Source organism: Chitinophaga sp. CF118 (assembly GCF_900112615.1).
Classification (GTDB): Bacteria; Bacteroidota; Bacteroidia; order Chitinophagales; family Chitinophagaceae; genus Chitinophaga.
Genome location: NZ_FOMK01000001.1, coordinates 1,734,188 through 1,751,522 on the forward strand (window position 1 = coordinate 1,734,188; position 17,335 = coordinate 1,751,522).

Consider the following 17,335-nt stretch of genomic DNA (forward strand, 5'->3'; position numbering starts at 1 on the left):
ATAACCACAAAGGGTTTCCATTATTATTAATAAAAGATATAGAATGTAAAAAGCGCTCGAAAACCCCATTTACAGACAATTCTTAGGCGATATTGCCATTCAACATTCAATGGAACCATCTATATACCATAAAAACACGATTAACTTTAATTAACACTTGGGCCTCCCTTCCAGCACTCTCATTTATTAAATTTGCCCGGGTTTATCTCTACAATTTAAACAAAAGCAATCATATGGCGGGCAATAAGAAGATCTTAAAAACCATTATATATCTGGCAGTAGCAGCAGCCGTCGGAATTTTTATCTATACAAGAGCTACAAAATCAAATGACACGCCTATTGCCGGGAAGTCCCAAAGCCGTAATGGTAACGGAAAAAACCTGCTGGTAGATGCCTATATTGTAAAACCCAGTTCCCTTAACGAGACTATTGAAGCCAGTGGTACCCTCCAAAGCAATGAAGAAGTACAGGTACAGCCAGAAATCACCGGCAGGGTGGTAGGCCTCTACTTTAAAGAAGGAACCAACGTTTCCAAAGGAACACTCCTTGTAAAACTATATGATGAAGACCTGAAAGCCCAGTTACAAAAACTGGAATTGCAGCAGCAATTGTCTAAAACAACCCTGGAACGCCAGGAGAACCTACTGAAGATCAACGGTATAAGCCGGCAGGATGTAGATGTAACCCGCAATCAGGTAAGCGCATACGGGGCAGATATGGACTATACACGCACTCAGCTACAGAAAACAGAACTTCGTGCCCCCTTCAGCGGCAGATTAGGATTACGTAACATAAGTCTGGGTGCCATCGTATCTTCTATAACTATTATTACTACACTACAGCAGATTGATCCGCTTAAGATAGACTTCTCCGTTCCTGAAAAATACCGTACTGCCATCAAACAGGGCGATGTGGTGGATTTTAAAGTGGCTGGAGACCTGCATACCTATAAAGGGAATATATATGCACTTGATCCTAAGATAGACCTGACGACCCGCACAATCAAGATAAGGGCTATTGTTCCAAATGCCGGACAACTTCTTCCCGGTGCTTTCGCTAAAGTGCTCATCTCTCTGAAAAATATGCCCGATGCTATTATGGTCCCAACACAGGCCGTCATACCAGGCACCCGCGATAAAAGAGTAGCCATTGCTGACAGCGGTAAAGCAAAGTTCATAGTAGTGGAAACAGGTATCCGGAATGCAGACAATGTACAAATCACCAGCGGGCTTCGTGTAGGTGATACTGTAATTACAAGTGGCATAATGCAACTGAAACCGGGCGTAACATTAAAATATAATAAGGTACAATAATGAGCTTACCCTCTCTATCACTCAAACGCCCCGTATTCGCCATCGTTATGAATATCATCATCGTGATATTCGGCGTAGTGGGATTCAACTTCCTGGGGGTAAGGGATTTTCCCGCCATAGACCCACCTATAATAAATGTACGTACCTCCTATGCCGGTGCTAACTCCGATATCATCGAAACACAGATCACGGAACCACTGGAAAAATCTATTAACGGTATTGCAGGTATTAAAAATATTTCTTCCAGCAGCAGCCAGGGATCCAGCAATATTACTGTTGAGTTTGAACTGGGCATCGACCTGGAAGCGGCTGCAAATGATGTTCGCGATAAAGTTTCCCAGGCACTGCGCAGCTTGCCGCCAGACATAGATGCCGCTCCTGTGGTCTCTAAAGAAGATGCTAATTCTGATTACATTCTCTCTATGACCGTACAGAGCAACGTACGCAACCAGCTGGAAATAACAGAATATGCTAATAATGTGCTGCTGGAAAGACTGCAAACCATCCCCGGCGTTAGTTCCATCCGCATCCTGGGAGAGAAAAAATATGCTATGCGACTCTGGATGGACCCGGCAAGGCTCTCTGCCTATAGCCTCACTCCTACAGATGTACAAACGGCACTGAGCAAGGAAAACGTGGAATTACCCTCAGGTAAAATTGCAGGAAATGCAACTGAACTGACAGTACGTACTTTTGGTCGCTTAAATACAGAAGAGGATTTTGATAACCTTATTATTAAGAATGTAAATGGTAATATAATCCACTTCCGGGATGTGGGTCAAGCCATACTGGGACCAGAAAATGAAGAAACCATCCTGAAAGAATCCGGGGTTCCCATGGTGGCACTTGCCCTCTCACCTCAGCCAGGCTCTAACTATGTGGCTATTGCGGATGAGTTCTATAAACGCTATGAACTACTCAAAAAAGATCTGCCTAAAGATCTGACCACAAATATCGCAATCGATAATACCAGGTTCATACGGAAATCAATTGAAGAAGTAGAAGAGACTCTTGTAGTAGCACTGGTACTGGTAATTCTGATTATCTATCTGTTCTTCCGCGACTGGCTCATGGCCTTCCGTCCACTGGTAGATATTCCCGTATCCCTGATCGCAGCCTTCTTTATTATGTATGTTTGCGGATTTACCATTAATATCCTGACCCTATTGGCTATAGTATTGGCCACGGGACTGGTAGTTGATGATGGTATTGTGGTAACTGAGAATATCTATAAAAAAATTGAGGCTGGAATGCCAAGGATGCAGGCTGCCAAAGAAGGCTCCGAAGAGATCTTCTTTGCTGTGATCGCGACTTCCATTACACTGGCTTTCGTATTTCTTCCCATTGTATTCCTCCAGGGATTTGTGGGGCGGCTGTTCCGGGAATTCGGGATCGTAGTGGCTGGTGCCGTACTCATCTCTGCTTTTGTGTCCTTAACCTTAACGCCTGTCCTGAATGTGAAGCTGGGTCGTAAAACACACAAGCATTCCTGGTTCTACGAAAAAACAGAACCCTTCTTTACCGGTATGGAATCCGGATATCAGCGGGCTCTGGAATCATTTATGAAGATTCGCTGGATGGCAAAGCTTATTATAGCCAGCTGTCTTGCTCTCATATACCTCGTATTCAATACTCTGCAGTCAGAACTGGCTCCGATAGAAGACCGCAGCCAGTTCCGCCTCTCTATCAGCGCGCCGGAAGGAACGTCCTATGATTATATGGAACGTTATATGGATGGGCTGACACAGTTCATGATAGATTCCATTCCTGAAAAGAAGATCCTGATCACCGTAACTGCTCCCGGCTTCGGCAGCACGGCAGTAAACAGCGGATTTGCCAATGTGGTACTTACAGAACCACATGACCGTGCCCGATCCCAGAAAGAAATAGTGAACCTGGTGAACCGGAATATGTTCCGCTTTCCGGAAGGTAAAGTATTTGCTATAGAGCAACAGACTGTGCAGGTAGGCCGCCGTAGCGGACTGCCAGTATCATTTGTACTACAACATATCAATTTCGATAGCCTTTCAGCGGTACTTCCTCAATTCCTTGATGAAGCCAACAGTGATCCTACTTTTGCAGGAGTCGATGTAGATCTGAAATTCAATAAACCTGAATTACGCCTCCAGATCAATCGCGCCAAGGCCAGTGAACTTGGAGTATCCGTTGATGATATTTCGCAAACCCTCCAGCTGGCACTCAGTAATCTCCGGTATGGTTACTTTATAAGAAATGGTAAACAGTACCAGGTAATGGGACAAGTATTCCGGGGTAACCGTGATGCTCCAGCAGACCTGCAGAATATTTATGTACGTAACAGTCGTGGTGAAGCCATCCAACTGGATAACGTGGTAACGATAGAAGAAGAAACCAGTCCTCCTATCATTTACCACTTTAACCGGTATAAATCGGCGACGATCTCTGCCAGCCTTGCTCCGGGAAAAACAATTGGAGACGGTATCAGCGCGATGTATCGCATTTATGATAAACTTCAGAAGAAAGGCGTACTCAATGATTCATATGTTGCAGCACTATCCGGCTCTTCCCGCGATTATGCGGAGAGCGGCTCCAATACAATGTTTGCACTGGTGCTCGCACTTGTACTCATTTATCTTGTACTGGCGGCTCAGTTTGAAAGCTGGGTGGATCCATTCATCATTATGCTCACAGTACCACTGGCCTTCGCAGGTGCATTGTTCTCCCTCTGGCTATTTAACCAGACCTGGAACATTTTTTCACAGATAGGAGTAATCATGTTGATAGGACTGGTAACAAAGAATGGGATCCTGATTGTAGAATTCGCCAATCATAAACGTGATGAGGGTGCAAACAAAGCTACTGCCGCGATACAGGCATCAGCCATGCGTTTGCGTCCTATCCTGATGACCAGTCTGGCTATGGCCCTGGGTGCATTGCCCATTGCCTTATCGCTTGGAGCAGCAGCAACGAGCCGTATTCCATTAGGGATTGTAATTGTGGGAGGAATTGTATTCTCTCTTATCCTTACCTTATTTGTAATACCGGCTATGTATACTTACCTGTCGAGAAGAAAACAGGGTGGACAACAGAAATCTGAAGAAGAAGTACATGCATAATTTCAGTAACTACATGAAACGTACACTCATATATTTCTTTTTACTGTGTTGCTGTACAACACAGGCACAAAAAATACTCACGCTGGAACAGGCGATAGATCTGGCGTTGAAGAATAATTATGATATCCGCCTGGCACAGAATGATGCTGCTATTACGGCTAACGACTACGCTTACGCGAACTTTGCGTTTGTGCCGCGCGTGAATGGTACAGCCTCTAACACCTGGAACCGCACACAAACAAAACAGGAATTTCTCAACGGTTCCCAACGAGATACCAGCGGTATCAAAAGCCGTAACTTCACCGCTAACGTGAACCTTGCCTGGACACTGTTTGATGGGCTTAAAATGTTTGCTACCAAACAAAAACTGGAAGCGATGCGCAACCTGGGTGAGCTGGCAGTAAAAGATCAACTGGTAAATACCGTAGCTAATATCATAGCTGGCTATTATAACATTGTACAGCAAAAGCAACAGCTACGCAATGTTTCAGAGCAGATGTCCATTTCGGAAGAAAGAGTGAAACTCTCTGATGCCAAATTCCAAACAGGGCTGGGGCCTAAAACAGACTGGCTGCAATCCAAAGTAGATCTAAATGCACAAAAGGCAACCTACCTGCGCCAACAAACATTAATAGAGCAAAGCAAATCTATACTAAATCAATTAATGTCTGTGGAAGCGGGTAACACCGGCTATGATGTACAGGATACGATTCCGCTGAATATGGAGCTGGCTTATGGTAAGCTGCGGCAGGAAATTATGCAGAAAAATACCGGCCTCCTGGTAGCACAGCAGAACCTGACCGTATCGCAGTTACAACTGAAAGAAAGCAAGGGCGATTATTTCCCGGTTATCAATTTTAATTCTGCTTACAATTACTCCCGTGTTAATTCCAACGCAGCAACGAATTCCTTTAGTCCCGTTTATAACCAGAATGGAGTGCTTAGTTATGGTTTCTCTGCTACCGTTCCCATTTTTAACGGACTAAATGTAAGGCGGCAGGTAAAAGATGCACGGCTGAACGTAGATTATCAACAGCTGATGCTGGATAATACGCGAACTAAAGTAGACTTATCATTGAGCACCGCCTTTAAAGATTATGAGTATTATAAAACGGCTGTAACACTGGAAGAAGAAAATATGGTGCTGGCCCGTGAAAATGTGATGGTGGCATTGGAGCGGTTCAAACAGGGTGTATCTACTTCTATTGAACTGAGAGAGGCACAGCAAAGTCTGGAAGATGGGTTTAACCGGCTGATCAATGCCAGGTATAATATCAAACTGGCCGAAACACAGTTGTTACGATTAAATGGAATGCTCATCAATTAAAAAGAAATAGAATAAATGAAGGGTCTGAGAGTTGTTTAAACGACTGCATATCTTCATCAGTAGTAGCCAAATAAAAAAGCCTGTATTGTACTTACAGGCTTTTTTATTATCCAATTAAATAGTCTTTCGGACTATCCATATGTTAGTTTTCTTCTTCTTTCTTCGCAGGCATTGTCTTTTCCAGTTTGTATTGTTCAAAGCTTTGTTTGATATATAACATGAGGTCGTATTCCGTCGCATCCATTATAAACTGGTATCCGGGACGATAACGATGCATAAATGTATCAAGGTCGTTCCCGTTTAATTTGGTCATACGTTCCACCAGTTCAGGATTATAGCGATGATCGATGAATTTTTCCTTTTCCCAATATACCAGTTGCTCCTGGAAATGCTCTTTGCGCTTACGTGCCTTGCTGGGTACGAGATAAGTCAATGCTGTAATAGGATTGGATGGAAGCGTTTTCAGCACATCCAATGCCCCCGGTTTGTGATAATTAAAATACTTCCTGTATTCATCACGTACGGACATGGAATCCTGATGATAATCTTTTGCCCGTATATTCACCTGCTGTAAACCAAATACTCTTCTGGACAAGTATACGTTAATGAACATGGAAGTTGCAGGCACTGGTAAAATCTTCCCGTAATAGCTAAGCATGGAAAATTCAAGGGAATCTCCAGGCATCGCATCTATAGAAAAACGACCACTTTCATTTGTTATCGTACCGCTTCGCGTACTTTTATTGATAATTGTTACTCCCGGAAGGCCTGTTCTATTATCCCCATCTGCCACCATACCAGATACTTTCACCTGCGCATGTACATGCTGCAGACAGAAAAACAGGTAAAAACATAATGCTCCGATGCTTCCGGAAAGTCTTTTGATTCGTCTAGGCATCGCCCAAATTTAGTTTTCCCAGCGCAAATAAAACGTTAAAAATTGTCCACAATCAATATCCCGTATACTATACAGCTCCTATATACACTTTGAAAAAGGCTATAGGCGTTGGACTATATTCCTATCTTTAACACTTATTTCAAACACTATGCCTCATAAGATCATTTTTGCAACCCAGCGTTATCAGTACCTGAAAAACAAGGTATTAGCTCTGGCTCCACAATGGGAAAAAGGAATAATAGATATACGGGACTTCCCGGATGGAGAGCATTATCATTGCATACAAAGTAATGTTGCCGATAAAGAAGTAATATTAATAGGAGGCACCATCGACGATAAAGAAACCCTGGAACTCTTTGATATAGCACATGGTTGTATCCAGCAGGGAGCCATATCCCTTAGCATCGTAATTCCTTTTTTCGGGTATTCCACTATGGAGCGGGCTGTAAAAGAAGGAGAGATCGTTAAGGCCAAAACAAGGGCATTGCTGTTCTCTGCACTTCCCAAAACGGATTCAGGCAATAGAATCATGTTGATAGACCTGCATGTGGATGGTATCACTTATTATTTTGAAGGCGGAATCCGGCCGGTACACCTTTATGCTAAGGATCTGGTAAAGGAAGCTGCACTTGAGCTGGCCAATGGCCGTTCTTTTGTTCTGGCCAGTACAGATGCCGGCCGTGCTAAATGGGTAGAATCGCTGGCTAATGATCTGCATGTACCCGCTGCATTTGTATTCAAAAGACGAATTTCCGGAGATGAAACCCATATTACAGCCATCAGCGCCGATGTCAAAGACAAACCCGTAATTATTTACGACGATATGATTCGTACAGGTGGTTCACTTATTCATGCTGCCCAAGCCTACATTGATGCCGGGGCAAGTGAGATCTCTGTTATCACTACTCATGGCATTTTTGCAGGTAACGGTTTCAACAAAATAAAGAACTGCGGCATCATTAAGAAAGTGATTTGTACAGATACTCATCCTAATGCACTTGCCATTAATGATAGTTTGTTGGAGGTAAAGTCAGTAGATAAGATTATCGTTAACTGTTTCTCCTAATTACTTAATAGACATTGTATTATTAATATTACCTGAGGTTCCCTTGGCAAGATGTTTGATATACAGCGCCAAAGGAACATTAGAGTGTCAGGTACTACGTCAACTGAAAATTAATGTTAAAATTTCGTGTCATTGAACATGGAAGCAATGCTTACCATGAAATGGTATCCCTGCGGGATATTGTATTAAGAAAGCCACTGGGACTAAGTTTCACGGCGGACTATCTGCAAAAGGAGATCAATGATCAGCTCATTGGATGTTATAAAGAAGAATCATTAGTGGCCTGTTGTATCCTTACGCGACTGGATGATAGTACTGTACAATTACGGCAAATGGCTGTGGATAATACTCAACAGGGACAAGGTATTGGCCGCCAACTTATACTCTTTGCTGAGCAACAGTCAAAAAATAAGGGATATACACGATTAATGATGCATGCCAGAAAAGTAGCAAAAGGCTTTTATGAGAAATTGGGATACAGCGCACAAGGACCTGAATTTGAAGAAGTTGGAATCCCCCATAATGAAATGAGTAAAGAATTATAAGGAAGGATAAATAAAAAATTGCCCTCCTTTCTCATTGTACAGGCCATTTCGATTGTATTATAAATAGACCTAGATATCATACGATAAGACGGACACGGAAACCCGTCTAAAAAAATTTGTAACCAAATCTTCCAACAAAAAATGAGAAGCCATGTACTTAACTGGTTGTGGCTGTGCTGTGCCTTTTTCTATAGTATTAGCCCATTAAAGGCCAGCGCAAGCGTTAACCAGCCCCTGTTCAATGTAATTGTTGATGGAACAGCATGTCACTTTACATACTTTCAGCAGAAAGATACTACTGTAAAGCCAACAGCATCTCCTGTTGTGATTACACCTTCATCAGGTAAGCAAACAAAAGATACTACTAAACCTGGTACAACAGCTCCCGTAGTGATCACTCCCTCTGGGAATAAGGACACTACAGGTAAAAACAAACCAGACTCTGCAACCCGCCAGGATAGTACAAAACCCGCTACAGCAGGGAAAGATACTACTACAAAACCGGCTAATGATACTGCACTCATTGTACCTGCCGATGCTAATACTATTAAGAAAGAGATCGGGCAGTTCACTGTAAAAGGAATCGTGAAAGAGGCTGCCGGAACACCCATTCCGGGAGCAAAAATAATGAACACCAGTACCAAAGAAGCAGTAGCAGCCAATGTGGATGGTACATTCATGTTGAAAGCATCCTCAAAAGATACGATCAAAATATCCGCTCCTTCTTTTGGAGAACAGTCAATTCCCATCACATCACGGGACTCTCTGAAAATTACACTCACTGCCGCATCTGCAGGTAAAAAACAACTGCAGGAAGTAGTAGTAACTGCATTGGGTATCCAGAAGAATCCGCGTTCCGTTGGATATGCAGTAGAAGAAGTGGGTGGCAATGCTGTGCAGGAAGCCAAAGAAGTAAACTTCGTCAATGCGCTTTCAGGTAAAGTACCAGGCCTGCAGATAAATACCAATACAGGTTCTATGGGTGGCTCTACCAAGATAAGTATCCGTGGACCCAAATCTATATTAGGCGATAACAATGCCTTTATAGTGGTAGATGGTACTCCTATTGTAAATAATAATACCAATGCTGCCGGTCAACAGAATGGTGGCGGTGGTTATGATTATGGTTCCTCTCTGCAGGATATTAACGCTGAAGATATTGAAAACATTTCCGTATTGAAAGGCGCTGCTGCTACTGCCTTATATGGTAGTCGCGGTGCAAATGGTGTACTGCTGATCACTACTAAAAAACGTCCGGATGCTCCTGGTGGTATAGGCGTTACTTATAGTATCAATGCGCAGGTAGACCAGGTGTCTGTATTACCTAAATATCAGAACGAATATGGCGGGGGTACCGGTGGAAAATTCGATACACTCTATTATAATCAGCACCCTGAAGGTTTCATCGACGAAGCACATGCTACTTACGACGACAACAACGGTAAGGGCCGCTACGATCTCCTGGTAAAATATTCAGATGATGCTTCCTGGGGACCAAAATTATCAGGACAACTGGTACGGCCCTACTGGTCATGGGATAAAGATAAAGGCAATCCTTACTTCGGACAAACAGATCCATGGGTGGCGCATCCCAATAATGTGAAAGATTTCTACAGATCGGGGTTCACACTCACCAACAATATTGCAATAGCAGGAAATGATGATAAAGGGTCCTTCCGTTTGTCTTACGGAAATATGAATCAGAAATTCATACTGCCAGGCGCTCACCTGACACGTAATAATATTGCCTTCAGTGGTAACTACGAAGTAGCAAAAGGATTAACAGGAACAGCATCCATAAATTATAGTATGCTGGACGCAAAAGGCAGGCCGGGAACCGGTTTCACAGGACCGAACCCAACGCTGCAGTTCACCATGTATGGTCAGCGGCAACTGGATAATGAAATGGAAAAACGTTATCAGTATGCAGACGGATCACAGATCTCATGGAACAGAAAATCATGGAGTGATCCCACACCAGCGTCCAGCAATGGGCCATATTGGAACCGCTACAAGGATTATGAATCAGATAGCCGTAACCGGTTGTACGGAAATGCAGGGCTGGACTATGAAGCAACCAAATGGTTAAGTTTCAGCGGCAGGGTATTTATGGATGATTATAATACACTGGAAGAAGAAAGAACAGCTAAAGATTACTTTGTAGGTTCTTATACCAAACGTGTTCGTACTTCCCGGGAAATGAACTACCAGTTAACGGCTAATATAAAAGCAGATATTTCCAGTGACCTGAAATTTAATGCAGTAGTGGGTGGTAATGTCATGCACCGTAAATGGACTACCACAGGAGGCAGTACTGTAGGAGGACTGATCATACCAGGTGTATATAATCTGAACAACTCTGTAACAACAGCATTACCAATAGATGAATTTTTCGAGAAGCAAATCAATTCAACTTTTGCTACTGCTTCATTCGGATATAAAAACCTATTGTTCCTGGATCTGACCGGGCGTGCTGATTGGAGTTCCAGCCTAATAAGTACAAACAATCCTTACATATACCCATCAGCATCTTCAGCCTTTGTATTTTCAGACTTGTTGAAAAACTGGAAATGGCTCAGCTTTGGTAAGGTACGTGCAAGTGTATCTATGGTGGGTAATGATACAGATCCTTACCAGATCTATGATACTTATGATTTTATACCTCCTTTTGGCAGTAATCCTGTAACACAATTATCTTCTACTAAATACAATAAAACACTCAAGCCTGAACGTAGCCGGGAATATGAAACCGGGATACAGGTTAAATTTCTTGACAATCGTATTGGTGTAGATTTTACATACTATGATCGTGTCACAAAAGATCAGATCATTCCTCTACCCGTTTCTTCAGCTACTGGTTTTATAAATACAATCGTAAATGGGGGTAGTGTACAAAACCATGGTATAGAAGTAGGTGTTGACCTGAATCCTATCCGCCTGAAAAATAGCTTCCGCTGGGATATCAGGGCTAACATTGCACGTAACAGGAACAAACTGCTGAACCTTGATATTGATCAGTATAATACATCTCTTCCTGTATTATTGATCGGAACAGACCGCCGTACACAAAAAGTATCTGTTGCAGCCTATGTAGGCAAGCCTTTAGGTACTTTGCTCGGAACGGATTATGTGTATAATGCTAAAGGAGAAAGAATTGTAGGGGATGATGGCATTTATAAGATCACGTCAACTCCAATACCTATCGGTAATGCCTATCCTGATTATACCGGAGGAGTAACGAACACCTTTACATTCAAAGGTATTTATCTGGCAGCATTAGTAGATTTTCAGCATGGTGGTGATTTCTTTTCATACACTAATATGTATGGTAAAGGTTCTGGCTTGCTGGATATTACCGCTGCCAATGGTGTACGTGAAACAGGAATTATTGCCAAGGGTGTTAAGGAAGATGGTACACCCAACCAAACAGTATTGGATGCAGCTACCTATTTTCAGAATAATGAAGGTAAACTGTTAAGCAGGGCTAACCTGTATGATGCCAGTTATGTATATCTGCGGGAAGTGAAACTCGGTTATAACTTGCCTGAAGCATGGTATAAAAAAGTACATGCACAGAATGCCCGTCTTTCTTTATACGGACGTAATCTGTGGCTCATCAAATCAAATGCACCCAATGTGGATCCATCCAATATTCTTAATTCTGCTTCGAATGTACAGGGTATAGAGGGTGGAGCATTACCATCAGTAAGGTCATATGGTGTTAACCTGAACATTTCATTTTAAAATTTACGAAGATGCTTAATCGAATGCTAAAATATAGTTGTCTCATTTTATTATCCGGTCTCATTTTAGCTGCCTGTAATAAACTGGATGATATCAATCACAACCCGACAAAACCAACAACATCAGATCCTACTTTCCTGCTTACTGGTGCAGAAAAAAGTGCGATGGATATTTTATACAGCACATTGCAGAATGGTTATATCGCGATGCATTATGCACAGTACTGGTCTGGTAATTCAAGAGTGGCCGACAGTCAGTATGCAATAGACGAAGGGAATAACAGTGCTTTCTGGACCGCCTTGTATAAATCATTATATAATCTGAATCAGATCATTCAGCTGAATAATGAAAAAGGGACCAACCCTGCTGCTGTTAATCAGAACGCCATTGCAACAATCCTTAAAGCATGGTTATTTCAGGTGCTGACAGATACTTATGTGAATGTGCCTTATACAGATGCATTTAAATTAAGTACGAATATTACCCCGAAATATGATGATGCAAAAAGCATTTACAGTTCACTGGCAGATACACTGCAGGCACAGATAAATGTACTGGATGAATCACAACCAACTTTTGATGAAGGAGATATTATTTATGGTGGAGATGTGGCTTCATGGAAAACACTGGCACATTCATTACTACTACGTTTAGCCATCCGTATGGCGGATGCTGATCCTGCAAAAGCAAAAAGCCTAATAGAGGCAAATTACCAGGCTGCAATGACCAGCAATACTAATAATGCGCAGTTTATATATCCAGGTGTTGCTCCTAACTTGTTCCCTATGGATGAAAGTGAAAGGTCTATCATTGACTTCTTTGTAAGCAGCACACTCGTAGATTATATGAAAAGCGTGAATGATCCCCGGTTACCGATATATGCACGCCCTACAAAGAATAATCCTGCAAATTTTGTGGGCTTGCGTTATGGAACTACCGCAAATGATCCATCCAGAACGTCATTAACAGCGGACGATCTTTCTTTTCCTGGTACTAAGATTTATTCTTCCGCAATGCCTGCTATCTTAATGACTTATCCTGAAGTAGAATTCATCCTGGCAGAAGCAGCTGCCCGTGGCTATGCTGTAGGTGATGCTGCTACTCATTATACAAATGGTATCAAAGCATCTATGGATTACTGGAAAATTACTACAGGTGTTGATGCGTACATTGCTACCGTTCCATACAACACTGCTGACTGGAAAAATGTAATCGGTACACAGAAATGGCTGGCATTATATCCTCAGGGATTCCAGGCATGGTTTGAACGTATCAGGCTCGATTTCAAAAAACCAGGTGGTGATTCATTATTCCTGGCTCCTTACAATGGCTCACTGGATGCAAATGTATCTTTTGTACCTTATCGCCTTACTTACCCTACAGGGGAACAAACGCAGAATAAGGCCAGCTATGATGCTGCGGCAGCGGCAATCGGCGGAGATACCAAAGGCACTAAAAACTGGTGGTTGAAATTCTGATTTTTCTCCATATCCATATACAATGGTCAACAATCAATCGTACATCCCGGATCAAGGTCCGGGATTTTTTTGTCCTGCAACTATCCAGACATTTTCTATTTTTACCGCTCAATTGGAATTACATGAGAAAGAAAATCAGCTTGTTGGCGATCTGCCTGCTTTGGAGTATAACACAATTATCTGCACAAAAATTAAATCAAGCCTATCAACATTGGTACACCTATTTCGGTACTGCGCAACTAAATAAACACTGGTCTGTCCCATTTGATTTCCAGGCAAGAATCCGGAATGGTATAAGTGATAAAGGACAGATTCTTAGCCGGGCAGGGCTGCAATATATGCCTGGTCAGAAAGCAGGATATCTGTTAGGTTATGCATACGTTACTACTTATAGCGATGGAGCTGCTGCATGGTTTCCCGAACACCGTATTTACGAACAGTTCATTTATAAACATACTGCACCAAAATTCTCTATGACTCATCGCATAAGATTTGAACAACGGTGGGTAGGACAAAAAACAGCGGTGCACACTGATGTTCAGAGCTGGAAATATGGTCATCGTCTGCGTTATTTTAATCGCACACAGTTTCCTATCTATAAGGAACAAAAGGCCACACCCTTTTACCTGGCATTACAGAACGAGTTGTTCATGAATATGTGGAACAATAAGATCAATGATAAATTTATAGACCAGAACCGTTTCCTGGTAACGCCGGGTTATGCAATACAACCCAATCTCAAAGTGGAAGCCGGTTATATGAATCAGTTTATACAACCTGCTACAGGTGATAAAACCATGAATCATATTTTACATCTGGCAGTGATCCAGAATTTCTCTTTGTAGGAGGATTTTAGCAGGGTTATGTCAAAATTTTATTCTTTGCTAACCTGCTGAATTCCTTTTGTGCAGCTTCTGATTCGAAGGCACTTGTGGGTATCAGGAAGAAATTCTTTTTGCCACGATAGAGGAAGAAGAAGTTTTTAGTTTCTATTATCTGGGTGAAGGTACTCCAGGATAGTTCACGTTGAAATTCGCTTGTACGGGTGGAGATAACAATCCCATCTTCAGAATAGCGAAGATGAATATTATCTTTAAAGGTAGCGGCTTTATTATAAATGGAAACGGGAAGCAGGTACCAGAAGACGAGAGAGATAAGTATGATCATGGCAGCTATGCCCACCAGTGCTCCAATAGTAACTATGCGGAAGGCATATCCCCCTAGTGTAACTGCCAGTAAAATGAACAAGGTATTGCGGAAAACTTTTATTTCTCCACGCTGCATGAAATGATAGCGCAATGCATTCAATACATCCTCCTTATTATAACTAAACTCCAAATGCATTATGGCAAGACAACTGATTTTATTTATTAACGGGAAGAGTCATCTGACTTTCCATATCATCCCTGGTGCTTACAGGGGCATATTTTTTACGGTTGGCAACAGGTTGTTTTTTAGGAGTACTACTGTTAATGCCATCAGTGAGATCATCCTCACTTAATCCTGGAAAATTATTCTTTACGAACTGGAAATACTGTTGTAAGGTTTTAGCATCCACTTTAAAAGGAAAAGCAAGTTCTTTTCCAGTTGTTTTCAATGTTTCGCTGTTATTAACGCGGGATTCATTCTGCAGGTACCATTTGTACAGATCTAAAACCCCTTTTTTTAATTCTTCTTCGTACATCTTGTCGCCGTCCTGATCTTTGGGCAACATCCACACATATTCCTCTACCCGACTGGGGCGTACACTTTTATTTGCAACCTTATCAGAACTATCGCAGTTTGCGGTTTTGCAGCTATTAGGTTTCTCTCCTTCTTTTTCCTTTAGCTTATCTTTTCCTTCCTCTTTATTCAACTTTCCGCTGGCGGCGCTTGCTGATGCGGCTGTGGCAATAACTACCAACAACAGAAACAACAGCTTTTTAATCATATGTTAAATTTGTAAGTCTAAAAATACAAAATCAAAATTATAATACCCAATCTAAATTGTTTTAAAGAATAGCCTCTAAATGGTATTAAAACAGCAGCGGGAAGCCTAAAAGAACAAAAGCAATGGTTTACCCATTGCTTTCGAGAGTCATTTTACATTGCATGATGATTCACGCCTGTAGGAAATATTTGGTTTTTCATAGGACAGTAACCATAATAAAATTAATACAATAACAAATATAATAAAAATTTATAGTAATATAGATGTTAACATATATGTCAGGAATACTTCAATTTATTAGATCAAATGATAAAAAGATACAATAAACTGATAGTATTTTGAATGTTGCAACATGTAATAAGAGAGGAATCATGGAATTTATCAGCCAACTAATGCCAGTAATAAATAACAATGCGTACATTATGCTAAAACAAATGAATTCTGAAATAAGAAGGGGGAAATATTAAAAATGATGTTGGGAAATGGATTGAGGGGAAAAAAGTAAGGGCACCTGGAAAGGCGCCCTCAATTTGTTACTATCCTATGAAAACCCTATTTGAATACAAATGTAAGGGCAGGTTATTTTTCTTTGAAATTTTAAGGGCTCAATAACAAATCATTAACAAAGAGCTCGTTAGAAGAACGGGTCAAACGCAGTACTGTAGCGGATCTACGAAGACGGCTCAATTTTGCTAAATTTGTTAATTTAGCGGAAATCCGTGCTGTTACGGCAGTTCACGCGTTATTTAACAAACTTGTAACAAGGTTTTAGATGGCAATAACTGCTATCGGCGGCCTCATCCCTTAATATTTTCTATTGTTTAGCTGAACAAAAAAATATATTTTTATTGCATATGAACCCGAGTAACCTTTCACCAACTTATCCGTTAAGCTATGGAGAATGGTCCAATGCTTGCAATTTATAACCATAAGATCCTTGCTGGGTGGGCTTTTTTTTCGAATAAAAAATGTATCACATACATATTTATCTAACAGTGTGACTTATTACCGAAAAATTTATACATTTGCGACAACCGGAACAATGCTATTTAATGCTCAATAAAATCTATAATTCCTTCATCGAAAAGAAAGCAAAAGGTGTTAAATCTTTCGCAGTTCTAATTGATCCGGACAAGGTAACACCTGCTGGAATAGCTGATCTTGCCGCAAAATGCACCGCAGCAAAGGTTGACTACATCTTCCTTGGCGGTAGTCTTGTGATCACCCACCATTTGGACGAATGTGTACAGCAACTTAAAAGTCACTGTAACATTCCCATAGTGTTGTTTCCCGGAAGTCCCTCCCAGGTTTCCAGATATGCAGATGCTTTGTTATACCTGTCCGTAATATCTGGTCGTAATCCTGAATTGCTTATTGGTCAGCACGTATTATCGGCTCCTGCAGTTAAGAAAAGCGGACTGGAAGTGATTTCTACCGGTTATATGGTCATTGATGGCGGTGCTCCTACTACCGTGTCTTATATCAGTAACACCACACCTATTCCTGCAGATAAGGACGATATTGCCATGTGTACAGCCATAGCTGGTGAAATGCTGGGCATGAAAATAGTCTATATGGATGCCGGAAGCGGCGCCCGTAAAGCAATTACTGAAAGCATGATTGCCCGTGTGGCCAGCCAGGTGAGCGCTCCCATTATCGTTGGTGGAGGTATCCGGGATGCAGAAAAGGCTTATCTGAACTGTAAAGCAGGTGCTGATATCATCGTGGTAGGTAATGCTATCGAGAAAGATGCTTCCCTTATTAAAGAAATTGCTGATGCCGTGCATTCTGCACCGGTATTTAAATAATCAGGCACTGGCTTTATAAGGCCAGATCCCCTAAAAAGTAAAAAGATGGCTTGCTCTCGCAGGCCATCTTTTTTTATAATGATAACTTTTAGTACTGTTAACAGATCATTTACCCTGTAGTTTTCCTATAG

At 41.6% G+C, this 17,335-nt stretch carries 12 protein-coding genes; 9 read left to right on the plus strand and 3 right to left on the minus strand.

The features are described from left to right. Positions 1-233: 233 nt before the first annotated feature. The 3 genes from BM176_RS06790 to BM176_RS06800 are packed head-to-tail and all read left to right on the plus strand — an operon-like array spanning position 234 to position 5,735. A complete protein-coding gene (locus BM176_RS06790) occupies positions 234-1,313 on the plus strand; it encodes an efflux RND transporter periplasmic adaptor subunit (RefSeq protein ID WP_090100883.1) in 1,080 nt (359 codons plus the stop codon). After that, complete coding sequence (locus tag BM176_RS06795; protein WP_090100885.1) at positions 1,313-4,408, plus strand: efflux RND transporter permease subunit; 3,096 nt, start codon at positions 1,313-1,315, stop codon at positions 4,406-4,408. The genes BM176_RS06790 and BM176_RS06795 overlap by 1 nt, the downstream gene beginning before the upstream one ends. A gap of 13 nt (positions 4,409-4,421) precedes the next feature. After that, positions 4,422-5,735, plus strand: coding sequence for a TolC family protein (locus BM176_RS06800; RefSeq protein ID WP_177230317.1), 1,314 nt, complete (start codon positions 4,422-4,424; stop codon positions 5,733-5,735). 142 nt (positions 5,736-5,877) lie between these two features. On the opposite strand, the gene BM176_RS06805 is transcribed toward BM176_RS06800, so the two are convergent. Then, complete coding sequence (locus BM176_RS06805; protein WP_090100889.1) at positions 5,878-6,633, minus strand: carboxypeptidase-like regulatory domain-containing protein; 756 nt, start codon at positions 6,631-6,633, stop codon at positions 5,878-5,880. A 148-nt stretch (positions 6,634-6,781) separates the two neighbouring features. On the opposite strand from BM176_RS06805, the gene prs reads away from it, so the two are divergent. The 5 genes from prs to BM176_RS06830 all read left to right on the plus strand — a co-directional run bounded on the left by prs (position 6,782) and on the right by BM176_RS06830 (position 14,311). After that, a complete protein-coding gene (gene prs, locus BM176_RS06810) occupies positions 6,782-7,699 on the plus strand; it encodes a ribose-phosphate diphosphokinase (protein ID WP_090100891.1) in 918 nt (305 codons plus the stop codon). Positions 7,700-7,812: 113 nt separating this feature from the next. Continuing rightward, on the plus strand, positions 7,813-8,244 hold the full coding sequence (locus tag BM176_RS06815; RefSeq protein ID WP_090100895.1) for a GNAT family N-acetyltransferase: 432 nt from the start codon (positions 7,813-7,815) through the stop codon (positions 8,242-8,244). 141 nt (positions 8,245-8,385) lie between these two features. Then, positions 8,386-11,988 (plus strand): SusC/RagA family TonB-linked outer membrane protein, encoded by a 3,603-nt coding sequence (locus BM176_RS06820; RefSeq protein ID WP_090100896.1) that lies wholly within the window; start codon positions 8,386-8,388, stop codon positions 11,986-11,988. A gap of 11 nt (positions 11,989-11,999) precedes the next feature. Continuing rightward, positions 12,000-13,466 carry a SusD/RagB family nutrient-binding outer membrane lipoprotein gene (locus BM176_RS06825; protein ID WP_090100898.1) on the plus strand — a complete coding sequence of 489 codons (1,467 nt, stop codon included), beginning with the start codon at positions 12,000-12,002 and terminating at the stop codon, positions 13,464-13,466. 122 nt (positions 13,467-13,588) lie between these two features. After that, on the plus strand, positions 13,589-14,311 hold the full coding sequence (locus BM176_RS06830) for a DUF2490 domain-containing protein (protein ID WP_090100900.1): 723 nt from the start codon (positions 13,589-13,591) through the stop codon (positions 14,309-14,311). Between the two features lie 16 nt (positions 14,312-14,327). On the opposite strand, the gene BM176_RS06835 is transcribed toward BM176_RS06830, so the two are convergent. Both BM176_RS06835 and BM176_RS06840 read right to left on the minus strand, forming a co-directional pair. Then, the gene (locus tag BM176_RS06835) at positions 14,328-14,810 is read right to left on the minus strand and encodes a YcxB family protein (RefSeq protein ID WP_090100902.1); all 483 of its coding nucleotides are present in this window, start codon (positions 14,808-14,810) and stop codon (positions 14,328-14,330) included. Positions 14,811-14,829: 19 nt separating this feature from the next. Next, positions 14,830-15,396 (minus strand): hypothetical protein, encoded by a 567-nt coding sequence (locus tag BM176_RS06840; RefSeq protein ID WP_090100904.1) that lies wholly within the window; start codon positions 15,394-15,396, stop codon positions 14,830-14,832. A gap of 1,052 nt (positions 15,397-16,448) precedes the next feature. Between BM176_RS06840 and BM176_RS06845 the strand changes: the two genes are divergently transcribed. Further along, positions 16,449-17,204, plus strand: coding sequence for a phosphoglycerol geranylgeranyltransferase (locus tag BM176_RS06845; RefSeq protein WP_090100906.1), 756 nt, complete (start codon positions 16,449-16,451; stop codon positions 17,202-17,204). The last annotated feature ends 131 nt before the right edge of the window (positions 17,205-17,335 follow it).